Here is a 25,766-nt window from a genome sequence, read left to right as displayed (position 1 = left end):
GATGAAACCAACGATGATGACGTATGTCAATGAAGAGAAGGATATGGCGGAGCGAATACTGGCCGCCTATCCGGACAATGTTCAGAAGTTCGCCGAGCTTGCCTCGGGCAAGCAGGATTGGCTGCTCGTAGCAACCGGCTCCAGCTATAATGCCGCCCTTAGCGCCAAGTATGCCATTGAGCGCTGGGCAGGCGTACGGGTGGAGCTCAAGGAGCCATTTCCATTCACCTATTACGATAAGCTGAGTCCTTACACGGATCTGGCTATCGGTATCTCTCAGAGCGGACACAGCACATCCACAATCGGTGCGCTGGAGCGCGTCCGCCGGGAGGCGGGGCTGCCTGTCATTGCGATGAGCGCCGACATAGCCAGCGCCATTAGCGAAGCAGCCGATCTGACCATCGATATCGGCTGCGGTGAGGAGCGGGTCGGCTATGTGACGAAGGGCTTCCTGGCTACCGTTCTTACTTTGATGCTCGCAGCTCTGCGTACCGCGGAGCTGAATGGCAGCTTAAGCGCTGTTGAGGTTCAGATGCAGCTCGATGCGCTGAAGCGCGCGGCTGAAGCGATTCCGACAACGATTGCCCGCACGGAAGCGTTCTTCGAGACGTTCCGCGAGGAGCTTGCCAGCGCGCCGCGATTCACGGCTATCGGCTATGGGCCTGCCGTGGGGACGATCAAGGAGTTTGAGACCAAGTTTGTCGAGACAGTCAGAGTACCTTCGCAAGGCGTAGAGCTGGAAGCGTTCATGCATGGTCCTTATTTGGAGGTCAATCCGGAGCATCGTTTCTTCTTCATTGAGACGGAGAGCGCGGTCAAGGATCGCCTGGAGCGTTTGCGCAGTTACGAAGAACGTATCTCCAAGTACGTTTACACGGTCACAACGGGCAGCTCATCACAGCCGCAAGTGCTGGGACTGGATCTTGCCATAGATGAATATGCCGCGCCTTTTGCGCTTATTATACCTTTTCAGATTCTGGCCCATCATATAGCGGGAGCAAGAGGCATTGATCTGACGAACCGTATTTATACCGACTTTGGAGTGGCTATGAAGAGCAAGACGCAGCCGGGCAATTACGCTTAGGCTGGGGCGAGCAAGGGTTAGAAGGTTGGCACATCAACATCCGGGCACATCACACATCGTAAATATCGTGCTGATCGATTTTGCTTAACGAGTAATATCCCATCGGTTTAAGGCGACCTTCGCTTTGGACATATAACATGACATGGAAAGGGGTAATACAAGCATGACGAAAGCCAGAAAAACAACGATGCTTATTGTGTCCGCGATGCTCGTATGCGGAACTATTCTAGCAGGCTGCAGTTCGAAGAAGACGAACTCGGAGCCTGCTTCAAGCCCATCCGCTTCGACAGCGGATTGGGAGCTGGGTTCAGCGCCGTTTGAGTTCACGATGTACGGGCACTATGACTGGTATGATGTACCGGCATGGGACAGCACAGTAGCAGGAAGATGGATTAAAGAGAACAAAGGGGTCAACATTGTTCCGATTGCGGCAAGCGGCAACGCCGACCAGAAGCTGAGCACGATGATTGCTTCGAACTCATTGCCGAATGTGATGTGGATGGACCGTGGTGCAGAGGTAGAGAGACTGCGTGAAGCAGGCATGCTCGTTCCATTCGATGATTATTTGGACAAATACCCGAACTTGAAAACCTGGATGGGCGATAACATGAACTTGCTTCGCTCCTCCGACGGCAAGCTGTATCAGTTCCCGAACTGGTATACCAACCGTCCGAACGGCAATGCAGGTTATGTTATTAACAAAAAAGTCTACGGCGAGCTGGGATCGCCCAAGCTTGAGACGACTGACGACTTGTACGATTATCTTGTGAAGGTAAAGGCGAAATACGGGGACAGCATCATTCCGTTAGAGCCGCATCTGGCAAAAGATTTGCAAGGTCTCGGCGTGCTTTATACGGGATTTGCTGAAAACGCTCTCTATGAGTTTTTGGGTATTCGTGCTGTACCGCAAGGCGATAAGCTGACATCCCTATTCACAGACCCGACTTTCCGTGAAGCTCAGCAATACATCTCCAAGCTGTATAGGGAGAAGCTGATTTCTCAAGACGCGTTCACTCAGACGCTGGATCAGATCGAAGAGAAAGTAATGCAGGGCCGTGTAGCGGTCTATGCGGGCTCCAACCCGATTGCGATGGATGCCCATCAGGAGCTGTCGAAGAACGATCCGGAAGCCGGTTATTTCATGATCTGGCCGATTCATAAGGCGGGACTGGACAAGAACAAAATTTACCCGGGTACCTACTCAGCGCTTGGCTGGAACGTAAGCGTTATCACGAAAACTGCGAAGGACCCTGAGAAGATCTTCGCATTCCTTGACTGGTATACTGGTCCTGAAGGACAGGCGCTTCTCTTCTTCGGTCCGGAAGGAAAGAACTGGAAGGGATTTGATGAGGACGGCCATCCGATCTATACGGATGAATACGATGCCAAGGAAGTGCTGGATCTTCAGCAAGCGCATGACCGCATTATGTGGAACGGCAACACAGGCTACATCGATCCGGCTAAAATGAAGTACGAAAGCAAGCTGCCGCCTGAAGAGCAGAACTGGGCAGCTCGCTATCAGAATGAAGTGACTTGGCCGACTCAAGCTGACGTTACGGAATACATTAATCTCGATCCGGAGCCGAACAGCGATCTGGGCTTGGTGAAGCAACGCGTGGACGATATCTTCACACAGGCTTATGCGCAAAGCGTTATGGCGAAGAGTGACGAAGAGGTGCTCAGCATTCTAGACAAAGCGGAGCAAAACGCTCAGTCCGCAGGCTACGACAAGCTTCTTGAATGGCGTACAGAGGCGTGGCAAAATAACAAAAAGCTTATTGCTGGGGAATAATACTTTTATTCGATTACACATAGCGGGGTAAGCGAACGGCCGCCTCTCTGTAGAGCAATCTACGGGAGGCGGCTTTTTCATGTTGACAGGATTGTTCTTAACGATCTGGAAAAAGGGATTGTCCGTTTGCACGGCGTCAGGTATAATGGGCATACCTTTCACAGAATCGACACTTTATAGTGCGGGATGCAATATAGCTTTAGCCAAGTAGAGGGAACCTTTTTAACGAAAAGGTTCTTTTTATATACCATTAAAGACGTTGGGAGCGGGTACGTATGGAGCATTATCTGTATACGACCGCTACAGGCATTAGGGTGGATTCGCCGGAGCAATTTCTAAGCCTGACACTTTATCGCGAAGGTTTGCATCAAAGTGTCATTTAACTATACAAACATTTGCTGAACCGATAGCCTGCGCAGGCGGCGGTAACTTAAAACATCGCATTCCATGGATTGTATCGTTGCAGCAAGAGAAAGAAGGGATTCGATGTTTCGTCGTTTCTTCGGGACGGTTACCCAATACCATCCTATTGTTCAGGTGCTGCTGGCCGGCACCATCTTCGCCAGAATAGCCAGCTCCATGAGCTTGCCATTCCTCGCGATCTACTTACAGGCCGCGACCGATATGAGTCCGACTATGATCGGTGTTACGATTGGCATTGGCTCGCTTGCGGGCATGCTGGGCGGATTTTTTGGCGGATATCTATCCGACCGGTTCGGCCGCAGAATTATTATGCTTGCGGCCATCTATATGTGGGGCTTTGTCTTTTTGGGCTTTGCCTTTACGGGCATCCCGATGATATTCGCTCTGCTTAATGCCGTTAACGGACTGTGCCGTTCCTTCTATGAGCCCGTATCTCAGGCGTTAATGGCAGATATGACGGAGAAGGAGAAGCGGTACAATGTATTCTCCCTTCGCTATATGGCCATTAATATTGGCGTATCGGTCGGTCCATTGCTGGGAACGTTGTTCGCTGCGATGAACGGCCGCTTGCCGTGGATCATTACCGGATGCATCTATATATGCTACGGCATTCTTCTGCATGTGCTGCTGAACAAGTTCGGCATTCGCCGCATTGAGGGCGAGAAGAAGGAACCGGTTACGATGGCTCAATCATGGGGCGTCATTCGGAAGGACGCAGCTTTCCGGTACTTCATTATGGGGGGAATCATTAGCGCCATCTCTTACTCACAGATGACGTCTACTTTGTCTCAATTTGTGAATGGGCAATTTGCGAGTGGCGTTGCCCTGTTCGCGTGGATGATGTCGATCAACGCGATTGTCGTGATTGTATTCCAGCTTCCATTCTCGAAGTGGGCGGAGAAGAGGTCGCCTATGACTGCCATTACGGTAGGCAGCATCAGCTATGCGATCGGTCATATCGGGTTTGCCTTTAGCGACAGCTGGTGGATGCTCATTGTATCGATGATCGTCTTCACCTGGGGGGAAATATTGACGTTCCCGGCCGGCGCGATCATTATTGACCGGCTGGCGCCGGATCAGATGCGCGGTACTTACTTCGGCGCGCAGACGTTCACCAATCTGGGCCATTTCCTGGGTCCATGGGTAGGCGGCATGCTGCTGCAAGGCTATGGCGGGCAAACCTTGTTTATTGCTGTTGCGGTCGTCTCAATTGTATCCATCTGGTTCTATAGGCTAGGCGAGAATCGAACGATGAGGCGAGATATGAATGCCAGTACGTAACGAGAATTGTTCGGGAGTTTATGTTATAAAGCGAATATCATAATGAATGAGCAAGCCTATAAGGTTTGCTTTTTTTTATCCCACATCGGACAGGACGGTCAATGAGAATGGAATATGAGGGTTACATTCCCAAAAAAGGTATGTTAGAGTGAAAGGGGTCCATTAACTGAATGGACGATGGATAGTTGCAGCATGGGATTTTAGACAAACAAGTTTCGAGAAAGGGGGCATGGCAGTTCTATGTCATTGCAATTGGGATCCCCTCAGAATGTCATATTAATTATAGCTACCGTTCTTGGATGGGGTGTCGTCTTTTATTGGATCCTTCGCCAATACAGGGGGATGAAGGAGAAGCCCGTCATTTGGAAAATGCTATTTGCTACTCTAGTTGGTATCTTTTCGGCTTCCGGCAATTTTACGATAATGTCCACCACCGTCAAGCTGTCGATCTTACCACTGGGTGTATGGGTGTTATACTTTTTTTTGAGGAACGGCTCTTGGAGCATTTACCGCAAGTTTGCATGGATCGGGTTCTTTTCTAGTTATATTTTTGTGGCGACGACGCTGCTGGGAAGCCTGCTGCATCATGTCGTCTATGATAAGTCAGATCCGTTCACCTATGTGGCGGATACTGGTAAAGCTCAATTGGTAAGTATCCATCCCTCAGCGAGCGATGTGACATGGGACCAGCATGCATTCCAGGACGGAATGAGGGTTCTTGAATTTCAGCAGTCCCGCGACACGTTGAATTGGTATTATGAATCCGCGGTTGAGAACGGAGTTAATTATGGAAATGAAAGGTTTCCCTATGCGGTAGTTGGGGCCAAGTCGCGTTGGGGAAGCGGTTATGAGGCATCCCTGTATCTGGAGTACGATGGAAAAGGATTATTGATTCAAACGCCGGAGCGTCATTATTATTTCCGTAGTGAAGAGCCTCTTTTGGATGTGGAGGTGACCATTCGTGAAGATTAAAGCGTTCATCTTTATAGCAATAGGGCTGCTAGCTGCTGCTTACTGGTATAGCCAATGGGATGGAACACCGGGACCGCTCCCCGACAAGCAGTCTATCATACATGCAATTGACCGTATGTCTAACGAAATCAAGGTGAAGCAACTGGCTGCTATTGAACAGCTTGACAGCAGGCATATCTTCGTACCGTTTATTTCATTGTACGGGGAGCATGGTATGAGTTTTTGGAAGTGGGAGCAGAAGGAGTGGAAGCTGATCCGGATCGACAACAACGGTATGCCGCATATCTGGAAGCTCGACGGTAAGGATCCTGCGAAGCATGTAGTGGTCTATCATGCCGATCCAAAAGACGAGATAGAGAAGCTTACCTTTTACTTGCTTCGGAACCGAAACGCCTATTTCCATAGCGGACAGTATTTCTACGTGCCGCGCGTCCAACTGGAGCTGCCAATCTCGATAGGGGAGAAAAACTATGGAGCTATACCGTTCCCGGAGGAATGGCTGCAGCTCATGGAATCGGACAGGAAACAATCCCAGCCATTAGGGAATGCTATGCACTCCATGTTCAGCGGACAGCAGCGATCTACGATGTATGTAGGCTATCAGCCACACTACAGAGGCGGGAGAGCGCCTGAGGGGCGCGGAAGCTATTCCAAGAGCGGCGGAGCGGACGTCACATTTATTCCGATTATTAATGAATCTGAGCTAGAACGTCCACGTCCATTTCCTTAAGCTTAAGTATGTTGGAATAGTACTAGATGATACAAGGGGAACTGAGTATGCGTATACGGAAATTGCATGAAGGAGAACAAGCGCCGTTGGAGTTGCTTCTGCTCGCCGATCCTTCTCCAAAGCTTGTAAAACAATATTTGAGCAGAGGGCAATGCTATATTGGAGAGTTCGAGAATGAGGTCATCGGGGTGTATGTCTTGCTGCAGACCAGACCGGGGACGGTCGAGCTGGTTAATGTGGCGGTAAGTGAAAGTCATCAGGGCAAAGGTATTGGAAGGCAATTAGTGAATCATGCCATTGAGCAAGCAAGGTCGGCCGGATATCAAACGATTGAAATTGGGACCGGCAATTCCAGCGTGGGACAGCTTGCGTTGTATCAGAAATGCGGGTTCAGAATAACGGGCGTAGATCGAGACTTCTTCATTCGGCACTATGCAGAGGAGATTTTTGAGAACGGGATACAGGTCGTAGACATGATACGATTGTCGCAAGACCTGAAGTATCCCGTTTCATATAAAAGTTCTATATAAGAGCGGCTGTCTTTCGGTATCTTAACGAACCGGATGATGGCCGTTTTTTGGCGGGGATAGAGAGGGCTAGTCAGATATACGGCTATTTTTAGAAGTCTGGGATTATGTGTGAATCGTATGATTATGATTATTGTTCGTGCGCTTCTGAATGCTGTGTACGCCCATAATGACGGCGACCAGTTCATAGCTGTCGAGCTCGCTTGCGTTGTTTTGCAGACGGAATGCACCAGGCTGGAGCCAACTGCTTATCTTCTGAAACGTGGCAACGGTCCTCTCGTTCCGGTCTAATATGGCATAATCCTGAGAGAAGGCAGGAGATTCAATCATATAAATGCCGCGGTAGCCCGCATCGTATTCATAGCGTTTGCTGAATAAGGAGAACCTGGCCCGTAGAGTGCCCCGTTCTTCACCAGCAGCATCCGACACCTCCCACGTGTTGCCCATAAATCGGAATTGTCCGGTGCAGCGCAGACTGGCGTTCTGTGCAAAGACAGAAACGGAAGAGGTCCACATACTCTCCAGATCCAGCATGCCAGCAGGCATTCCCTCTTTATCCATAATATCCGTCTGGCCCGTGCTGAAGAATTGATCGTTAAAGTATAATTCCATCTCTGATCCGCTCCCTTCGGTTGCTAGCCATATGGAATAGTACGTTGGAAGAGTCGAAGATGTTGCATAGGAAATGAATCTCATAGAAATGTTGATTTTTTTGAATAAAGTGTAACAAGTGGGAGAAATGCTGACGAAAGAAAGAATAAACAGGTCGTGAAAAATGGCAGGGACTGATCATATGAGCGTGATGAGATATGAAAGAATAAAGAATTCGATCGCATTGGATTTTAAGGAGTATATAGAGGAAGGGTTAAATGTGGCGCAAGTATCCGCCAGAACATTGGAAGAAGATTGGCAAAGAGTAAATGATAGTTTGTTTACTACAACACTATATTTTGTCGCCATTGCAATAGAGAGCTTGAAATACAATGAAATTGCTGATTTTATCTATATTAAACTAGACGGCTACTTGGACCATACTGAGTTTGAAGAGACAACAGATAAAGATGACATTGATCTGTTGCTGCAAGATATCCGGATTTGTAAAGGGCTCATTGCTGCAAAAGAGTACAAAGTCAGGGAGACAATCTATTCTGCAAAAGCAAGAATAGAATACATTTTAGGCTTGAAGATAGATGAATAGGGGAGCTGTTAATGGACAAGGGACAAGTAGCGAAAGAGATACGTTTGGCTATCAAACGGGGTCATTTAGAAAAAGTTTCCGAACTCATTGGCAATGATAGTGAAGTATTAAACCTCATGACAACATTCGGAAACTGGTTGCATGTGGCTGCATCCGAAGGGCAGCTTGAGATCGCCAAAAAATTAATAAACTTAGGAATTGATGTTAATGGGCTTGGCGGTGTGTTTGGTGGCGGAGCGCTTAATGAGGCTGCTTCGGAAGGACATATAGATATCGTTAGGTATCTATTGTCATGTGGTGCAGAGTTGGATGTTAGTGAGCCTGAAAGAAATCCCTTGTTTGGAGCGATCAGCAATGGACATACAGATATCACCCATTTATTAATCAAAAGTGGCATTGATATGAGTGTTAAATATAGCGGTGAATCTATGAAAAATATGGATGCTCTGCATTTCGCTCGAGAAATGGGGCAAATGGAAGTTGTGAAATTATTGGGAGGCAACAGGAAGTCCTTTAACTCGAAGGAGCAATGATAATTCCGATAAACTGGGCTATCCAATGCTTATTAGTGGATTAGGCTTGAATTAGGAGGAGTACGAATGACTATCGACAAAGAACTCGTAGAGAGAATTAGCAGCATCACTTGGTTTTCAAACTGTGGCAATCCGCTTGGGGATAGGATTCAACTTGAGGTTGTTTATGAATCCAACTGGAAAAAGGCTGCAAAACGTGCTCAAAGCAATCACTGGGAAGCGGTCACTCTGGAGGCAGGAAACGAATTAACTGAATTTCTATCCCTGAACTACCCGGATCTATATAAGCAGTGGAATCATCTGGTTAGAGAAGGGAAAGAAGTAATCGAACTCCATATAGTTCCTAAAATAAATGAATACATAAAGGTGAGGGAATTGTCTCCCGCCCTATTGGATCATGTGAAATGGGATATGGTTAGTGCGATTATGGAGCATAACTATATGGCTCAAAAAGAGCCAGGGTTTTTTATAGAGTTGCTTAAAGTATATGAATCGGGCAACTTCCCATGTGGATGGAAGGGAAAGTGGCCAAAAGGTAAACTCATTATTTATTAGTTGTCGCGGACAAGCCATCTGGCGGGGAGCCGCAGTATCTTGAGCTGAATTAGCCATAATCCGGCCGATGTTACCATTTGAATATAATTGATCTTTCCATACCTGAGGTTATATGGGATGTGGTAGGTTTAACCTATATGACAAGGGTATCGGGGGAGTTAGATGAATATTGCCTTGAGGGAATGGATTGTAGAAGCGGATATGATGAGCCTGCAATCTGCGATGGAATCGGGTCAGTACAGTTCGGAGCAGCTGACCGAGGCTTACTTGGAGCGAATACAAGAGATGAATTCTCTTATTAACGCTGTTCTGGAGCTGAATCCGGATGCTATAGCGATTGCAAGGTCGCTAGATAACGAGAGAAGAGAGAAGGGGAGCCGAGGCAAGCTGCACGGCGTTCCGATTCTGCTGAAGGATAACATCGATACAGGTGATCGCATGCATACGAGCGCTGGATCCGTCGCATTGGCTAATCATTTGGCGGCGAAGGATGCATTCGTGGCGGCCAAGCTTCGTGAGGCAGGCGCGGTATTGCTAGGAAAAGCGAATATGACGGAATGGTCGAACTTTATGTCCAGCTGCATGCCGGCAGGTTATAGTTCCCGAGGCGGGCAAGTGCGCAACCCTTATGGTCCGGGCGAGGTGTTCGTCAGCGGTTCCAGTTCGGGATCGGCGGCAGCCGTTGCTGCCAGCCTGGCGGCAGCTGCAATCGGAACAGAGACAGCAGGCTCAATTGTAGGGCCGGCTTCTCAACATGCGTTGGTTGGCATTAAGCCTACCGTAGGACTTGCAAGCAGATCGGGTATCATCCCAATCTCGTTTAATCAGGATACGCCGGGGCCGCTTGCCAGAACAGTCGAGGATGCGGCTATCCTCTTGGGAGCGATAGCCGGGCCGGACGAGCGTGATGAACGGACAGAGGCGGGGAAAGAAGCGGTAAGTTTGGACTACACGGCATTCCTCGACGCAGCATATCTGGCGCAAGCACGAATTGGGATTCCGCGTCCCTACTATGAGCATCTGGATGAGGAACGGCTTGCCATTATGGAAGATGCCATTGCGGCGCTGAGGCGCGAAGGTGCAACGATCGTAGACGATGTTGCTTTGCTGGTGGAAGACAGCAATTGGAATCAAGGGGTAGTAGGTTATGAGTTCAAGCTGGGAATCAACGCTTATTTATCGCAACTGGATGATGATACGTCTCCCGTACATTCCTTAGCAGAATTGATTGCGTATCATCAGGATCATGAGGAATTGGCATTGAAATACGGTCAGGATACGCTGGAGCAATCGGAAGCTGTGGAGATGACCGCAGAGCAGTATGAGCGGGAGCAAACCTCGTATAAGGAGAGGGCGCGACGCGAAGGAATCGACTTTCTGATGAAGGAGCATCAGTTGGACGCGTTGCTTTTGCCTGGCGATGCGGATGGGAAATATATGGCGGCTCGAATGGGGTATCCGCTAGTGTGCGTTCCGGCAGGATATTCGGCGAATGGCATCATGGATCAAGATGGCGATTCAACAAAGGGGCCATTTGGCGTAATCTTCTCCGGTACGGCCTTTAGCGAGCCGACATTAATCAAGCTGGCGTATGGATTCGAGCAAGCGACGTGCCACCGAATCCCGCCGAAGCTATAGAAGAGGAAGTGAGCGGGATGAATCAGGTTTACAGCCTGCCCATTATTTTTGAACATGGCGGACAACGGCAGACTATTACACCCGTCATTCTGCGGGGGGATCGCCATATGGTGCTCGTAGATTGCGGCTATCCCGGTTTTTTGCCGCTGTTGGAGGAAGCAGCCGGTCTGCAGGGCTTGTCGTTCGATGATTTGACGCATGTATTTACGACTCACCATGATATGGACCATATCGGAGCTCTTGCCGAATTGCAGGACGCTTACCCGCAGACGGAGACTGTTGCATACGAGCTGGATGCGCTCTATGTAGCGGGCAAGCGCAAGTCGTTGCGCCTGCTCCAGGCGGAAGCCTCGTTGGAAGAGATGGCGGGGGAGGACAAGCTGCAAGCCGAGGGATTTATCGCCTTCTTGAAGGACATTAAGCCTGCGCTTGTGCATCGTACAGTTGCCGATGGTGCGCTGTTGCCATGGTGCGGCGGCACGGAGATCGTGCATACGCCCGGACATATGCCGGGCCACGCTTCCTTATTTGTACGGGAGAGCGGTACGATGATTGCAGGAGACGCCGTTGTAATCGAGGACGGCAAACTGGGCATTGCCAATCCTCAATTTACACTGGATTTGGAGGCAGCTTTAAGCTCTGTCGAACGAATGTTAACCTATCCAATTCGTCAGCTGATCTGTTATCACGGCGGCCTGTTCCAGGGCGATGCCAGAGCTGCCCTGATTGATTTGTTGAAAGCACACGGCTTGACGCATTCGGAATGAGGCGGTCGTGAGTGCTTTTGGATATAGTGATGGGATCGATACGGGTCAGCACTTGGATGCCCGGTAGTTAGAACCGGTTTATGAGTTTTTTCTCATGGGAAGGAATGATTCATCCTGATCGGGTTGGGTTAAGTAGGGAGAGAAGACGTTAAGCTCTACACCCCAAAAACAATCAATCAGGAGGAAGATAACGATGAACAAACTTATGAATAAACAAAGAATGACAAAGGTGCTTTTGACTGCTACGATGTGTGCGATTATGATTTTTACGGCAGCAGCCTGCAACAGTGATACGAACGGTGCTTCCAATAATCTAAACAACAACGCGCCGATAGTGTCGGATGATCCCATTGTGACAGATGATCCTATCGTACCTGGCGATGACGATGATTTGGTGACGGAATAACCATAAATGAGACAAATGTAAGAGCCTCCCTGCGACAGGGAGGCTCTTTGATCGTTCATGATAAAGTCAGCTGGTGTGAACAGGAGCGAAACTAAGTCTACTATATGAAGGTTGTAGCTCTTCTTACCCTCGGAGCGGGCTGTTGAATTGCGTTGCCGATCCGGTTTTTGCCCGGATACTTGTTTCAAGCTACTCTGAACGGGTTAAGAACAAACAAGCCGGCGAGCATAATCGCCAGCAATCAGAAAGGCGGTGATTCCTATGCTGGGATGGACGTTGATGTTCTTTATTTTCGCACTGATAGCTGGAATCTTCGGTTTCATGGGTATAGCTTCTGCTATGGCAGGAATAGCCAAAGTCCTTTTCATTATTTTTGTAGTCTTGTTCTTGGCTTCCCTGATTCTAGGTAGAAGAAAAGTATCATGATAGCCAAGCGGCAGATTGAAGCAGCACGACTATTTCAATTATTCGGGAGGGATTTATATGAAAACAGCAAATACAGAGCAAACCAAAGTACGTACGGTGATGACGCGAGATGAAGTGCAGGAGCAGGTAAGACAATTCAGACATGAAGGTTATGCCGATGATCGTATCTTCGTCCTGACGCATGACAAGACGAGAACGAAGCGGTTGGCAGAACGAACGGATGCTGAGGAGATCGGAGTAGCCGAGCAGGGACTGGGCACATCGATTGCCAATATGTTCCGCTCTACAGGCGACGGATTAAGAGCCAAGATGAGGTCGCTCGGTGTTGCGAAGGAAGAAGCGGAGAGGCTGGAGTCAGCCATGGACCGGGATGCGATCGTCGTTATCGCTTGGGGAGGCAGGGAGTATGAGGACGATGACTTCGATCGTGAAGTCTACTTCTATCCTTATGTATTCCCGATGCATAACCAGCCGCCTTACAAATAGGTTGAAATAGCCTGCCCACAAGGGTAGGCTATTGCTATATACCTCTCTCTAGCAACTTGTCATAGGAGGATAATCTGTTGAGTATTATAATCGTAGACGACAATGTGACCAACCAGATGATTATAAGAACGATATTAAGTAAGGAAGGCTATACGGAGTTGCGGATTGCCTCATCCGCACGTCAGTTGTTCGGCATGCTGCACTTGGATTCGGATTGCCGCGCAGAGGAACAAGTAGATCTCATATTGCTTGATATGATGATGCCGGAGATTGACGGCCTTGAAGCATGCAGACGTATCCAGGCGGATGACCGCTACCGTGACGTGCCCATTATATTCGTAACCGCGGTTGGCGACTCTCTGAAGCTGGCGGAGGCGCTTGATGCGGGCGCTACCGATTATGTGATGAAACCGATCAATAAGCTGGAATTGCTGGCGCGCATTCGCTCTGCTCTTCGCCTGAAGCACGAAAAGGATTGGCATAAAGAGAGAGACAAGCGCATTCGCTATGAGCTCGAGCTGGCCAAGCAAGTGCAGAGAAGTGTACTAAGCTCGCCCATTCAGGATGAGCGAATCAGCATCGTAGCTGATTATCGGCCATCTTTTGAACTGGCAGGCGATTATTACGCGTGGTTCCGCATCGATCGGGACCGTTATGCCGTCATTCTGCTGGATATGATGGGCCATGGCATCTCTTCTTCGCTTGTATGCATGTTCATCTCCTCCGTTCTGAAGGATATGATGCTGCGCATTACCGATCCGGAGGAAGTGATTCTGGAGCTGAATCGTTATATGGGGCAGCTTTATCGCTCCGATGAACTGATGAATTATTATTTTACAGCGATCTTCGTATTGATTGATACGGCGAACCATACGGTGGAATACGTCAATGCCGGGCATCCGCCAGGTCTTGTCGTCTCGGGCGAGTCGCATGCGATGCTGAATCCCAGTGGTCCGGCGATCGGGCTTTTCGAGCATATCCGTGTGAGCAAAGGCGTTGTTCCCTATGAGCCGGGAACCGTCATTGCGCTGTATACGGACGGGCTGTTGGAGTCGATGGGGCAAGAGGATGATGACTCGCTTATATCCCGAATCGCAGAGCATATCCGGATGAATCCTGGCGTCGAGCCGGCTGATCGAGTGGAAGGTTTGATTCAGCGAGAGGATGGAAGCAGCAGGCAGCGCGACGATATTTGCTTGGTGCAAATGACACTGAAGTAGTCTAGCGGGATGTTTCAAAAGACGTGGAATGGTTTATACATGATTATAGGAACCTTGAAAGCTAAGCTAAGCAAAAGCAGCCATAGCGGGAGGGAGTTCATCATGAGAGCGATCATTCTTTACGTTTTTATAATAGGCAGTGTTGTTGTAATGAGCATTCAATCGTCAGAGCAGTCCGTGGATGCCCAGATGTCGGTAAAGGGGGCTGTACAGGTGCCTTTGAAAATTGTGCCTGTCCTGCATGAAGCAAGCGGGATACTGAATCATGCGGAGGAAGTGGCGGTTCACTTGCAGAAGGCCGAGGAGTCGGCACCCGCGGTGGAGTCATCGGACAAATCTAGCGTTGAAGTGAACGGCGGACTGGAATTGAATAGTGTGAATGGGATCAGCTTATACGATAGTCCCGAAGCCGTCGTATCCAAGCTCGGCGAGCCAGTGAGCAAATCGGTAGATCAGCTATGGGGAGATTTGGCTGTCTATGAATATCCGGATATGGAGATCGCCTTCTACGGATCATTTATTCAGTATGTAAATATTGAGAGGGATCAACCTTTAATGATAGATGGCGAGACGCTGTCCATTACGGAGTCCTCTCTCCATAAGGTCTTCGGTCAGCCGGATTATATCGCTGAGGACGGTATCGTATACCAGCGGGATGACGCGGTCCTTAAGCTATTTCTAGATGAAGAAACGCATGAACCGCAGTATGTCAGCTACTATCATATCGCAACGGTATAGTTTGTCTAATAGGGATTCAATTAGTAGGATCAATATAAGGTTAATCAGAGCGGAGTGAATGGATAGAATGAAAATGGAACCTTTTCGTATGGAGCAATATGAGACGAATGAACAGTTTGTATTAAAGCTTGGCGGGGAGCTTGACCTGGCCGTCGTTCCCCAGCTACAAGTGGCAGTAGAGCCTTACTTGAGACGCACAGATCTTGCCATGGTTCTGGATCTGGAGGGATTGGTCTATATCGACAGCACAGGCATCGGCATTATCGTCTCGATTCTGAAGACGAGGGATAGCGTAAACGGACCGTTCTATGTGCGGAATATTCCGCCGACCGTACGGAGGCTGTTCGACATGACGGGATTGACGGGTTATTTGAAGTAAGAGGCCGGGGCATGAAAGCTGTTCACTTGCAAATACCGGCTGATGCGGACTACATCGATTTAGTTCGGAATTGTCTCCTGGGTGTTGCGACCAAGCTGGGCTTCTCCTACGAAGATATTGAAGATATGAAGGTCGCGGTCTCGGAAGCTTGCAGCAATGCTGTCTTGCATGGAACAAGGGAGGATGGAGGCGGCAATGCTGTGATCGATGTCGCATTCGAAGCCAATGGAGAGAGACTCATGATCCGCGTAGTCAATTACGGCAACCCATTTGCCCATGCAGATGCCAGAAAATCCGCTTCAAGCATACAGGGTGATCAACCGAGCGAGCTGCGCGTAGGCGGGCTGGGCATATACTTGATGGAAGCGTTAATGGATGAAGTACAGATGAATTCTGACGAGCAGCGGACGGAAGTTCGTTTGATGAAATACCGAGGATGATCAAAGCTGCCACCATGCTTTGTGGTCGATGGCATGCAGGAGCAATTATCCTAGTTATAATGGAATGGCGTGCGATTGGATGACCAATACGACACGCCATTTTTTGTTGTGTGAATCGTTTTATAGTTTGCGGAAGATCCGCTCTTCCGGAGCATGCTCCGCGAATCTGGATTTGTACGGGGACAGGAACGATTCCTTCCCGCCTAGTGCAAGGAAGCCGTCAGGCGCGAGGCTGTCCGTTAGTACATGGTGTACCCGGCTTTGCAGCTCGGAATCGAAGTAAATTAGCACATTGCGGCATAGAATAACGTGAAATTCGTTAAAAGAACCATCCGTCGCCAAATTATGTTCGGCGAACATCATATGTCGCTTGATGTCAGGTTGGAAGAAGGCATAAGAATGGTCGGTCTTGTAGTAAGCGGAAAATTCGCGCGTACCGCCCGCCTGCAAGTAGTTACGCGTGTAGGTTTGCATCCGCTTGAGCGGGAATTCCCCTTGCTTGGCTTGTGCGATAGCAGCCTTGCTCATATCCGTCGCGTAGATAATCGAGCGCTCCAGCAGCCCTTCCTCCTGCAGCAGAATCGCCATGGAGTAGACTTCCTCGCCCGTCGCACATCCGGCATGCCAGATACGCAGCTCGTCTAGTCCCTGCAGCTGAGGGACGACCTTCTGACGGAATGCAAGGAAAAATTCGGGATCACGGAACATCTCCGTTACCTTAATCGAGAAATCCTCCAGCAGCTTCTCCAAAACGCCATCCTCATGCAATACTTTGCCCAGCAATGCGGAGATCGTCGGAAGCTTCTCCAGGCTCATACGGTGCCGGACGCGTCTACGCAGGGAAGAGCGCAAATAATGGCGAAAGTCAAAGCCTCTTAGCCGAAAAATAGCCTCTAGCAGCAGATCGAGCTCAAGCTCCTCGACCTCCCCATACTCCGTTAGCTCTTCTTCCATGTCCTTTAAGGAATCGTCATGCCGCAATATGCTATCGTCTACCATGTTAATGTTCCACCTGCTTTGTTAGCCAAACCCTCATCAACGAGAATAATTGCTCCATTTGGATTGGCTTGCTAATATAGTCGGACGCGCCAGCTGCCAGGCAGCTCTCCTGATCGCTCTTCATCGCTTTGGCCGTTAGAGCGATAATAGGCGTATTCTTCATAAGCGGATGCTTCCGCAGCGCTTTTGTGGTCTCGAAGCCATCCATGACTGGCATCATAATATCCATTAATACCAGGTCATAGTTGGCGTCAGTGTCGATAATCTCCATGCACTCCTGACCATTGCGTGCGACGGTTACTTCCAATCCCTTGGTCTCCAGCGCTCTTACAATGGCGAAGACATTGCGCGCATCATCTTCTACGAGAAGGACACGCTTATTTAGGATGGTGGAGTTGCCTTCCGGATGCTCTGATCGTACCTCATGTGAATGTGCCGGAACTTCTGAACCCGAAATATCGATTGGCGGTGCGATTAATTCCGCTTGTCTTGCCGGTGATCCCATGGAGGAGGAGGCGGCTTCCAGCCAAGCCTGATGAAGCTCCAATTGTGCTTCATCAATCTGATACGGCAGATACAGTGTGAACGTGCTGCCCTTATGGGGTTCGCTGTCTACTACGATGCAGCCGCCAAGCAGATGTGCGAACTCACTGCATATCGATAGACCCAGTCCCGTACCGCCATAGATGCGGTTCGTATTGCCATCGACTTGCTGGAACGCTTCGAAGATCAGCTCTTGCTTATCCTTCGGTATTCCGATCCCTGTGTCGATAACCGCGAAGGCAATAAAGCTGTCCGTATCCGCACCCGGCAATCTCTCCTGAATGATGGCGGGGTCAGCCTGGTGAAGCTTCAGTGTAACTGTACCGCTCTCGGTAAATTTGAAGGCATTGGACAGCAGGTTTTTCAAAATTTGCTGCAGACGCTGGCCGTCCGTTCGGATGATTGGCGGCAGCACTCGCTGCTGCTCGATCAGGAAGGTCAGTCCTCTCTTCTCGGCAACAGGATCAAAGCTGAGCTTCAGCATTTCCGGAATTTCCGAGACATTGACTTCATCCACTACCAAAGTGAGCTTGCCTGCTTCAATCTTGGACAGGTCGAGAATATCATCAATCAATGCCAGCAGATCGTTGCCTGAGGAGTAAATAACGCGCGCATAACCTTCCTCCTCGGAAGAAAGCGACTTGCCGTCATTCTCGTATAGCATTTGGGATAGGATGAGAATACTGTTGAGCGGCGTTCGCAGCTCATGGGACATATTCGCAAGGAAGTTCGTTTTGTACTGGGCGCTTTGCCTTAGCTTCTCCGCATACTCCTCCAGCTCCGCTTTGGCTTGCTCCAGTTCCTTCGTCTTCTGCTCGGCATACAAGTTCTGCTCTTCCAGATGCTCGGTCGTCATGCGCATCTCTTCCTGCTGCATCTGTAGCTCCTCGGACTGCGCTTGCAGTTCCTCTGTTTGGGCTTGCAGCTCCTCCGTCATGGCTTGGGATTCGCCGAGCAGCCGCTCGACCTCCATGCGTCCCGCTACATTATCAATCGCAACGCCGAAGTGATCCTCAATCGCCTCCAGCAGCTTCAAATGCTGGGCAAGGAAGGGCTCCAGCGATGCGAACTCGATTACGGCAATGACCTTATCCTCGAATTCGACAGGAATGACGAGTACGCTTCTCGGTTGCAGCTCCGTAAGGCCGGTTGTGATGCTGGCATTGTAGTGCTCAGGTTCAGGCTGGTTGAGCAGAAATGGTCGCTTGTCCTGCGCACACTGCCCGACAAGCCCTTCGCCGAAGCGGAAGCTGTCCTTCGCCTTTTCTTCCCCCACAGCGGCGTACGCTGAGAGCTTGTCCAGGCGCACATTCTCGCCTGTCCCTCTGCGATAATAGAAGACACCGTAGGAGGCGCCTATCATTGGCGCGACCTTGCTGAGGAATGAAGCAGCAAGCTGCCTCAGGTCGTTCACGCCGTGATTCATCGTTGCTACTTCAGCGACATGCTTCTGTACCCAGGACTGCGCTTCAAGGCTCTCCAACAACACATTGGTAGCGTTGGCCAAATCTTTGATCTCGTCTTTGGACGTGACGTTGATCCGTTTCGTCAGGTCGCCTCGAGAATCGGCGATCTCGGTGATCGTGGAGGATACTTGGCGTATCGTACGCACGATCGCATTCGACACGTAAGCCACGATAAAGAAGGATACGACCGCTACTGCAATAAGGATGCCGATCAGGCTGAATGTAAGCAGCTCGTTCCGCTTATCGAGCTTCTCGATATAAACCCGATTGGATGCCAGATGTTTAAGACGCAGTTGCTCCAGATGCTCGCGCAGCTGGTCAACATCTTCCTTGCCGGGATCTGTTTTGAAATAATCAATGATTGCTTCGGTTTGGTTCTCCCGCTTGAGCGCAATGGTCGGTTCTCCGGATGCCTCGATCCAATGCTGGATCGTGGCCCGAATGTTGTCCAGGTCTTTGCGTTTCTCGGTGTCGTTGACAAAAAAGCTGCTTAAACGATTTAGATTGTCTTCCCATTCGGCCTTGCTCTCCGTGTACGGCTGCAAGTAATTCTCGTCGCCAGTCAGCAAGTAGCCTCGCTGGCTGGTCTCCATGTTAATGACGTTGTACCGGATGCTCGTAATTAAATTATGAATATCCATATCTCTTGTCGTAATCGTCTCGATCTCCCTCTGGAGCGATTGGATTCGCTCCGTGACGGCAATAACTGCTGCTCCCAGGCAGCAAATAATGAGGATATAGCCCATTGCTATCTTGAATCGAATGCTTATATGGCGTGGCGTAAGCATGACAGCCTCCTTTTTGTGCATTCTCTTATCGATATGTCCGCTCGAAGTCGAGTGTTGTTTATCTCCTAGTATAACATGCGGGGCTCGAACGGAAAAATTTGCGAGATTGGAGAATTCATCGTTTCAATGCATGGATTCAGGGGTAATACGAGATAAAGGAAGGTTTGGAAGGGGCCATAATTGTATGAATCTAGTTGTTGAAATTAGTATTGTCGTTGTTGCCATAGCTACGGTTGTCATGCTCTTGGCAGCTTTCAGAACATTGAAGCTGGCGGGAGCGGCAATTGAGGATGTTCAAAAAACGCTTGGCGATCTTCGTGTCGAGATGCTGCAAATTAGCCATGATGCCCGCGAGGTTGTGCGTAATACAAATGCGGTGACAATGGATGCGCAGAAGAAGATGAAGGAGCTGGACTCATTATTTTCCAGTGTGAAAGAGATTGGCCAAGCCACTCGTGCGGTGACGCAATCGGTTAAGGAAGCCGCGACAGGAGCGGTTTCGAAGGTGCAGCAATCCGGCAAGAATAGGGAGAAGTCAGAAGGCGGAAAGATAGCGGCTATTGCTGACGGTATCGCTTCTACCATTCGGATATGGAACCGATTGAAGCAGAATTAAGCTATAATTGAAGGTATGGGAAAGGAATGTGGAAGATGAATCCGTTGCCTATTGTTATTCGTATACCGGCACAAGCCGACTATTTGGATATTGTCAGAGCCGCTTTGTACGCTATTGCGAGCAAAGTCGGGTTCTCGTATGAAGCTATAGAAGATATGAAGGTTGCCGTAACGGAGGCGTGCACGAATGCGATTCGGCATGCCTATGAAGAGAGAGGCGGCTGGATCGAGCTGTCCTTTCTATGGGATAACCACGAGCTGCGCATTACGATCAAGGATGATGGAAGAGGGAAAGAGGAGATACCGACACAACATATGACGCGTTCGGTGCTTCATCAATCACCGATTGCTGATGTTACTGTTGGCGGGCTTGGCATTTTTCTGATGGAGGCTCTGATGGATGAGGTTCACGTACGCTCCGAGAATGGTACGGAGGTTGTACTCATGAAGCGCATGAGCAGAAACGAGGAGATGGTATGAAGGAGTATTCCTCGGGATTGACGCCAGAGCAAGCATCGATGCTCATGGAGCGCTATCGTACGCAGGAGTGCAACGACAGCGCGACTCAATTGCTCCATCATTATGAGTCCATTGTCCGGATGGCGGCAGGGAAGCTGTCGAGGAGCAGACCTGATCTGTACGAAGATCTGTTCCAGGTGGGGCAGATGTCGATGCTCCGGCTGTTCCGGCAATTCGATTCAGACAAAGGCATTCCATTTGAAGGTTACGCGATGAAGAGCATCATCGGCCATCTGAAAAATTTCCTCCGAGATAAATCCTGGTACATCCAAGTACCAAGGCGAATTAAAGAGAAGGGCTTGCTTCTTCAAAAGGCCATCGATGAGCTGACGGTCAGGCTGGGTCGCTCGCCAAAGGTCGAGGACATTGCGGAAGCTTTGGAGCTGAGTGTGGAGGAGACGATTGAAGTCATGACTTCGCGCGAGGCGTATCAATATGTATCGCTGGACATGCCCTTATCCTCTGAAGGGGAGAGCGCTGCCACAGTCGGTGATATGATTGCGGGCGAGTCCGATGGCTTCCAGGCGCTGGAGGGCCGGATGGATCTCCGAGAAGCATTCGGACGCTTGAAGGAGCAGGAGCAGCGTGTGCTGACTCTCGTCTATACGAACGGTTTGTCGCAACGGGACGTAGCCGAACAGTTGGGTGTCTCGCAGATGAGCGTCTCACGGATTCAACGCAGAGCGATCGATCGGTTGAAAATTTTTCTAGCGGATGAAGAAGAGGCGGACGGGAGTTAAGGCTGGCACGAACGCCAGCAAAATGATGAAAGGCAAGCAGTATTCTGTCACATCCAGCATATCCACAACAAGGTACGTCGCTGTATGGCGATAGAATTCGGATTGACCTGTAAGCCATGTATGGCTTACAGGTCAAATGTTTCTACTTTGCGCAACCGCGAAGGCTCAAGGTACAGTTAAGACGAAATGCTGTGTGAGAATTTGAACGGATCAGAGTAGTATCGGCGCGGCTACCTGAACTTCTTATTTATCCGTAGTTGTAAGGTTATACATAATAATTTGGCTTTTCATAACAGGAAATAAGAAGGATTGTGAAAACGACTGTTTTGTATGGTAAGAGTGATTACCTATAATGACGATTGTGTTATTTTCTTTATGTTCTTTATCGGAGAGATACCTTCGATATTTTTTAGTCCAACGATAAAGTTCTATTTTGGGAAGGTCAAATTGAAAATTCAATTGAGAAAAAGTGTCTGGACTATTAGATAGGGATAAATAGCATGCTTCCTTAGGTATAGAAAGTGTACCAGGTTGATTGGCGTTGTTGATTTGCTCAGCTTGTACAATTAATTTACTTGATTCATTAACTAAGTTCATAACGGAGTGGTATGAAGATAGTTTATCTTTGAAGTTATTCCATATATTCAGCTCGGATTCAATTTTTGTTGCTCTAAAAAAACTCAAAGTCATATCCGTATTGGTCGATAATGGTTTAGAACCAATGATCTCTTTACACGAATAACTGTTATAAGTCGTGTATTTGGGATCTTCTTTTTTAGAAAGTTGAATGAGTAAAAATACGGAAATTATTAGTAGGATAATTAAAATCCCTACTACTGATACTAGTCGTTTGTTTTCAAATACGTAATCACGTATTCTATCGTAAAAATTTTCATGTGGGTTATAGAACATACTGCACCCCCTGGATCAATTTTGGGAATATTATACTTTAGATATAGATACGTTCAATTTCTGAGAAGGTAGCAGAGAGTCATCTGTTTTAGCATTGTTAAAGTGAAATAATTGGAAAGTAGACAAACAAATTATGCTTATTCATTCTATGACCTTTAGAAGACACACAAAGATCTCAAAAAAAGGGCCTTGTCGACAATCTGGCCTGCAAGCTATTCTTTTGGCTTGCAGGTTTTTTAATATCTAATCAGCTTGTGACTGTTGGATCGTGTAGTGGAGATTGGTGGCGATTCATGAGTAGATAGAGTGCTTTGGATAGACGTGAAAAAGGAGCGCCTTGTCGGCGCTCCTTATTTTGAAAGGACACTCTATTATTGAGCCGGATCGGGGGTGCGTCCCTTGCTCTCGACCTCTGAATTGGTAGGCATCTGGTCCATTTCCTTACCTAGCTTGACCATATCTTCCTCTGTCGGCGCCATTGAATTCACGTCCGCCTTTACGCCCTCTACAGCTGCTTGGGCGCTGTCCTTAGCTTGCTCGCTAACACTCGTTACCAACTCTTTTGTATGTGTGCTTACGCTTGTTGCCAGCTCTTTGGCGCATAGTCCGATCGACTCGAGCCCATTTCCGATATCTGAGCGAAGCTGCTGGCCTGACTTCGGCGCGAACAATAGAGCTGTGATGGCTCCGACCGCTCCTCCAACCAATGCTCCGACTACAATTCCGCTTGTGGATGTGTTTTTGGACATAGTATCTCTCTCCTTCGATTCCTATTGGGCCATACGAATCTGCATATCGCCTCTTATAGGTAATTAACCCGATGAGGGGCGATCGAAACAGGAAATTCTAGGTGACTGACTATGGGCCAAAGTAAAAAAGCTGTCTTACGCACCGGAAGCGCGAAGACAGCCTGTTATCCAATTATTTGATGACGCCGCAGGCGATGCGAGCGCCGGAATTGCCGGAAGGATCGGTGACGTAGTCATCCGCCTTCTCATGAATGATGAGTGACGTGCCGCCCTCTTTCACCAAAGAGTTCGGTTTGCCCGGCAACAAAGTGACGGTTTCGCTTTCCAGCATGGCGGTGACAGTACCGTCGGCACTTGCCTTGATATTCGGGAGATCGCCGCTGTGGAAGCCTTTCGGATTTTTGAAGCCGTGCTGCTTATGATGCGGATTGAAGTGGTCACCTGCAGACTTGAATTCCGGCGGGTCGCACTTGCCTTCGGCATGGAAGTGAATGCCGTGAACGCCTGGAGTCAAGCCTTTCGCTTCCAGATGAATCAACACTTTATTGCCCTGCTGCTTCAAATGGGCATTGCCGATCTCCGCGCCTTTGCTGTTCACGATGGAAACTAATTGCTCGGTGGGCGAGTTGCTTTCTTCAGCACTGGCAAGGGCCACTGACTGGGAAAGCAGAAGAACGCTTAAGAGCATTATTATTTTTTTCATGGGTTCCTCCTGAAGTAGGGACATGTAGATTTAACCGTTGCTCGAACGGCAATAGCTTTAGGATGTGCATAAATATGGAAATTATTCTGTAGGAAAAAGTTAAAGTCAGATCTTCATTAATTTCCAGCATATTCCGATAGTATTGTATAAGTAGGACTATACTACTAGTGAGGTATGCCATGAGAATCATGTCTAATCTATCTGCGTTGAATGCTTCAAACAATATGAGAGTGACCAATAATAATAAATCAAAGACCATGGAGAAACTTTCTTCAGGTCTTCGGATAAATCGAGCAGCTGATGATGCGGCTGGATTGGCGATTTCTGAGAAGATGCGCGGTCAAATTCGCGGACTTGAGCAAGCTTCGAGGAATATTCAAGACGGCATGTCACTGATTCAAACTGCTGAAGGTGCGATGCAAGAGATACACGCGATGTTGCAACGGATGAATGAGTTAGCCATTCAATCTGCTAACGGAACTTATAGTGATAGTGATAGATCCAACATCCATACTGAGTTGGAACAACTTCAAGAGGAAATGAATAATATTGCCGAGAATACTAAATTTAATGGAATCAAACTCTTAAATGGGGATTTTTCTATTGGTACCGAGGGGAACCATACTCAAATTTCGGGTAGCAAAATATTATCTGGAATAATAAAGGTAGATACAAGCAACGATACCTTTCATTTTAGTCTGGATAATGGAAGCTTTTCAATTGCTTTAAATCATGGAAGTTATTTTCCTGCAGATCTTATTAGCAATATTAACGCACTATTATCAGGTAATAATATTGATTTAAAGGCTTCGCTTATTAATGGGAGGCTAAGTTTTAATCAAGTACTCCCTGGAGATTATCCTATTTATAATATATCGGGCAATGGTATTAATCATATGCTTCTCGGTCAAGTGGGAACGCAACCTCAGTATGTAGTAGCAGGTGAGGCCTTGCTCACTCCCTCTATTACGATAACTGCCGGGGTTAATGATAGATTAACATTTGATGTAGACGGTACAAGTTATTCAATTACGTTAGATGACGGTATATACGAAGTACCTAGGTATGCCGATGCGAAAACATCGCCCCTAACTGTTCAAATAAATAGAAAGCTGGCTGAACTGAATGTACCTGTTGTTGCAGGGTACGGTGGATTTGTCGGAAGGCATCCAAGTATACCGGGAGAGGTTTACAGCACTTGTTTAACTTTTAAGGGGCATGTGGGCAGCATTGACAATATTGGAGGTTCAGCAAGTGATACATTATTTGGAGATCTGTGGGTGGACAAGTTGGAAGGAGGGACACCATCCAAAGTATTTGGCGTCTCGAACCTATCAAGCGGAATAGAAATAAAAAGCGGGATTAATGATGAAATCGTCATTGACATAAATGGCACAATTAAAACTTACATATTATCTGCAGGGGACTATGATGCTGTAAGTTTGATTAATGAATTGAATAGTGAATGGTCTATGGATAATGTTGTTGCAACATTATCAAATGGAAAGATTGAGTTAAGTCAAAATGATGGCTTCAAGATGACTATTGAGGGAGGCGCTCTCGCCAAAGAGCTGTTTTTTTCTTATGTAGGAGGAATTGATGAGGATGAGCAATCAAAGCGAGGAATAGTCATTCAAACTGGCGCGATGACTGGAGAAACTCTAGCCCTTGATATGCCTGACGTAACCAGTGTGTCTTTAGGGATGACAGGTTTGAATGTTTCAACAACGGCTGGTGCCACATTCGCAATTGAGACATTGCAAAACGCAATTAATCAAGTCTCTGCAGAACGTGCTAAAATGGGAGCTTATCAAAATCGATTAGAATATACAGGGAATAACGTAATGAATTATACTGAAAATTTATCTATGTCTGAATCCAGAATCAGGGATGCGGATATGGCAAAAGAAATGGTTAAATTAACTATAAATCAGTTGTTATCAGATTCCGGACAAGCGATGTTAACACAAGCGAATGCTCTTCCTAAGAGCATATTGAATTTATTGAGTTGATTTTTTATATTATCTACATGCTTCCCAAACAGAAGACCATTCCACATTGAGTTAAATAGTGTGGAATGGTCTTCTGTTTCTATAAAGTTTCCGGATTAAAGACTAAAGAATACAAATTGATTAAT

The 25,766-nt window shown here is 48.1% G+C and carries 27 protein-coding genes and 1 pseudogene; 22 read left to right on the top strand and 6 right to left on the bottom strand.

Translation table 11 applies throughout. From position 1 onward, the window contains the following. Position 1 precedes the first annotated feature (1 nt). The 6 genes from DX130_RS22820 (at position 2) to DX130_RS22795 (ending at position 6,812) form a co-directional block, all read left to right on the top strand. A complete protein-coding gene (locus tag DX130_RS22820) occupies positions 2-1,084 on the top strand; it encodes an SIS domain-containing protein (protein WP_116049324.1) in 1,083 nt (360 codons plus the stop codon). A gap of 163 nt (positions 1,085-1,247) precedes the next feature. Next, entirely contained in the window at positions 1,248-2,876 is a 1,629-nt protein-coding gene (locus tag DX130_RS22815; RefSeq protein WP_116049323.1) for an extracellular solute-binding protein, read from the top strand. Between the two features lie 486 nt (positions 2,877-3,362). After that, the gene (locus DX130_RS22810; protein WP_116049321.1) at positions 3,363-4,580 is read left to right on the top strand and encodes an MDR family MFS transporter; all 1,218 of its coding nucleotides are present in this window, start codon (positions 3,363-3,365) and stop codon (positions 4,578-4,580) included. Between the two features lie 240 nt (positions 4,581-4,820). Continuing rightward, positions 4,821-5,552, top strand: coding sequence for a hypothetical protein (locus DX130_RS22805; protein ID WP_116049319.1), 732 nt, complete (start codon positions 4,821-4,823; stop codon positions 5,550-5,552). Continuing rightward, positions 5,542-6,282 (top strand): hypothetical protein, encoded by a 741-nt coding sequence (locus DX130_RS22800; RefSeq protein WP_116049317.1) that lies wholly within the window; start codon positions 5,542-5,544, stop codon positions 6,280-6,282. The genes DX130_RS22805 and DX130_RS22800 overlap by 11 nt, the downstream gene beginning before the upstream one ends. A gap of 47 nt (positions 6,283-6,329) precedes the next feature. After that, positions 6,330-6,812, top strand: coding sequence for a GNAT family N-acetyltransferase (locus tag DX130_RS22795; RefSeq protein ID WP_116049316.1), 483 nt, complete (start codon positions 6,330-6,332; stop codon positions 6,810-6,812). A 102-nt stretch (positions 6,813-6,914) separates the two neighbouring features. Here the strand turns inward: DX130_RS22795 and DX130_RS22790 are convergent, their stop codons facing one another. Then, a complete protein-coding gene (locus DX130_RS22790; RefSeq protein WP_116049314.1) occupies positions 6,915-7,421 on the bottom strand; it encodes an LURP-one-related/scramblase family protein in 507 nt (168 codons plus the stop codon). Positions 7,422-7,584: 163 nt separating this feature from the next. Here DX130_RS22790 and DX130_RS22785 point away from each other — a divergent pair, with 163 nt between their 5' ends. The 12 genes and pseudogenes from DX130_RS22785 to DX130_RS22730 all read left to right on the top strand — a co-directional run bounded on the left by DX130_RS22785 (position 7,585) and on the right by DX130_RS22730 (position 15,595). Further along, on the top strand, positions 7,585-8,007 hold the full coding sequence (locus tag DX130_RS22785) for a hypothetical protein (protein WP_116049312.1): 423 nt from the start codon (positions 7,585-7,587) through the stop codon (positions 8,005-8,007). Between the two features lie 11 nt (positions 8,008-8,018). Beyond that, positions 8,019-8,516 (top strand): annotated as a pseudogene (locus DX130_RS22780) (ankyrin repeat domain-containing protein); the annotation flags it as partial. Positions 8,517-8,606: 90 nt separating this feature from the next. Then, positions 8,607-9,095 carry a hypothetical protein gene (locus DX130_RS22775; protein WP_116049309.1) on the top strand — a complete coding sequence of 163 codons (489 nt, stop codon included), beginning with the start codon at positions 8,607-8,609 and terminating at the stop codon, positions 9,093-9,095. Between the two features lie 162 nt (positions 9,096-9,257). Continuing rightward, complete coding sequence (locus DX130_RS22770) at positions 9,258-10,733, top strand: amidase family protein (RefSeq protein WP_116049307.1); 1,476 nt, start codon at positions 9,258-9,260, stop codon at positions 10,731-10,733. 17 nt (positions 10,734-10,750) lie between these two features. Further along, positions 10,751-11,500 (top strand): MBL fold metallo-hydrolase, encoded by a 750-nt coding sequence (locus DX130_RS22765; RefSeq protein ID WP_116049306.1) that lies wholly within the window; start codon positions 10,751-10,753, stop codon positions 11,498-11,500. Between the two features lie 193 nt (positions 11,501-11,693). After that, entirely contained in the window at positions 11,694-11,906 is a 213-nt protein-coding gene (locus DX130_RS22760; RefSeq protein ID WP_116049304.1) for a hypothetical protein, read from the top strand. A 261-nt stretch (positions 11,907-12,167) separates the two neighbouring features. Beyond that, positions 12,168-12,332: a DUF1328 domain-containing protein gene (locus tag DX130_RS22755; RefSeq protein WP_116049302.1), complete on the top strand. Its 165-nt coding sequence runs from the start codon at positions 12,168-12,170 to the stop codon at positions 12,330-12,332. Positions 12,333-12,389: 57 nt separating this feature from the next. Further along, positions 12,390-12,818 carry a YflT domain-containing protein gene (locus DX130_RS22750; protein ID WP_116049300.1) on the top strand — a complete coding sequence of 143 codons (429 nt, stop codon included), beginning with the start codon at positions 12,390-12,392 and terminating at the stop codon, positions 12,816-12,818. Between the two features lie 77 nt (positions 12,819-12,895). Continuing rightward, positions 12,896-14,038 (top strand): PP2C family protein-serine/threonine phosphatase, encoded by a 1,143-nt coding sequence (locus DX130_RS22745; RefSeq protein ID WP_116049298.1) that lies wholly within the window; start codon positions 12,896-12,898, stop codon positions 14,036-14,038. Between the two features lie 102 nt (positions 14,039-14,140). Then, complete coding sequence (locus DX130_RS22740; RefSeq protein ID WP_116049296.1) at positions 14,141-14,776, top strand: hypothetical protein; 636 nt, start codon at positions 14,141-14,143, stop codon at positions 14,774-14,776. Positions 14,777-14,849: 73 nt separating this feature from the next. Next, positions 14,850-15,155: an STAS domain-containing protein gene (locus tag DX130_RS22735; protein ID WP_240644660.1), complete on the top strand. Its 306-nt coding sequence runs from the start codon at positions 14,850-14,852 to the stop codon at positions 15,153-15,155. Positions 15,156-15,166: 11 nt separating this feature from the next. Next, complete coding sequence (locus DX130_RS22730; RefSeq protein ID WP_116049291.1) at positions 15,167-15,595, top strand: ATP-binding protein; 429 nt, start codon at positions 15,167-15,169, stop codon at positions 15,593-15,595. A gap of 120 nt (positions 15,596-15,715) precedes the next feature. Here the strand turns inward: DX130_RS22730 and DX130_RS22725 are convergent, their stop codons facing one another. Both DX130_RS22725 and DX130_RS22720 read right to left on the bottom strand, forming a co-directional pair. Further along, positions 15,716-16,594, bottom strand: coding sequence for a CheR family methyltransferase (locus DX130_RS22725; protein WP_420818550.1), 879 nt, complete (start codon positions 16,592-16,594; stop codon positions 15,716-15,718). Between the two features lies 1 nt (position 16,595). Next, positions 16,596-19,391, bottom strand: a complete 2,796-nt coding sequence (locus DX130_RS22720; protein WP_116049290.1) for a CHASE3 domain-containing protein — start codon at positions 19,389-19,391, stop codon at positions 16,596-16,598. 184 nt (positions 19,392-19,575) lie between these two features. Here DX130_RS22720 and DX130_RS22715 point away from each other — a divergent pair, with 184 nt between their 5' ends. Genes DX130_RS22715 through DX130_RS22705 form a run of 3 tightly spaced genes read left to right on the top strand, consistent with a single transcriptional unit; the run spans position 19,576 to position 21,265 of the window. Then, positions 19,576-20,007 (top strand): DUF948 domain-containing protein, encoded by a 432-nt coding sequence (locus tag DX130_RS22715; protein WP_165861422.1) that lies wholly within the window; start codon positions 19,576-19,578, stop codon positions 20,005-20,007. Between the two features lie 35 nt (positions 20,008-20,042). Beyond that, positions 20,043-20,486 (top strand): anti-sigma B factor RsbW, encoded by a 444-nt coding sequence (gene rsbW / locus DX130_RS22710; protein WP_116049462.1) that lies wholly within the window; start codon positions 20,043-20,045, stop codon positions 20,484-20,486. Beyond that, the gene (locus tag DX130_RS22705; protein WP_116049288.1) at positions 20,483-21,265 is read left to right on the top strand and encodes a sigma-70 family RNA polymerase sigma factor; all 783 of its coding nucleotides are present in this window, start codon (positions 20,483-20,485) and stop codon (positions 21,263-21,265) included. Before rsbW ends, DX130_RS22705 begins: the two co-directional genes overlap by 4 nt. A gap of 243 nt (positions 21,266-21,508) precedes the next feature. Here the strand turns inward: DX130_RS22705 and DX130_RS22700 are convergent, their stop codons facing one another. The 3 genes from DX130_RS22700 to DX130_RS22690 form a co-directional block, all read right to left on the bottom strand. Further along, complete coding sequence (locus tag DX130_RS22700) at positions 21,509-22,177, bottom strand: hypothetical protein (RefSeq protein ID WP_116049286.1); 669 nt, start codon at positions 22,175-22,177, stop codon at positions 21,509-21,511. A gap of 371 nt (positions 22,178-22,548) precedes the next feature. Further along, positions 22,549-22,926: a YtxH domain-containing protein gene (locus DX130_RS22695; protein ID WP_116049285.1), complete on the bottom strand. Its 378-nt coding sequence runs from the start codon at positions 22,924-22,926 to the stop codon at positions 22,549-22,551. Positions 22,927-23,098: 172 nt separating this feature from the next. Continuing rightward, positions 23,099-23,629, bottom strand: a complete 531-nt coding sequence (locus DX130_RS22690) for a superoxide dismutase family protein (RefSeq protein WP_116049283.1) — start codon at positions 23,627-23,629, stop codon at positions 23,099-23,101. Between the two features lie 179 nt (positions 23,630-23,808). On the opposite strand from DX130_RS22690, the gene DX130_RS27115 reads away from it, so the two are divergent. Continuing rightward, positions 23,809-25,641 carry a flagellin N-terminal helical domain-containing protein gene (locus DX130_RS27115; protein WP_116049282.1) on the top strand — a complete coding sequence of 611 codons (1,833 nt, stop codon included), beginning with the start codon at positions 23,809-23,811 and terminating at the stop codon, positions 25,639-25,641. Positions 25,642-25,766 lie beyond the last annotated feature (125 nt).

It is taken from the genome of Paenibacillus paeoniae (assembly GCF_003388735.1).
Taxonomy (GTDB): domain Bacteria; phylum Bacillota; class Bacilli; order Paenibacillales; family Paenibacillaceae; genus Pristimantibacillus; species Pristimantibacillus paeoniae.
The sequence above is the reverse complement of the archived record's forward strand: the minus strand, read 5'-3'. Positions and strand labels throughout refer to the sequence as shown.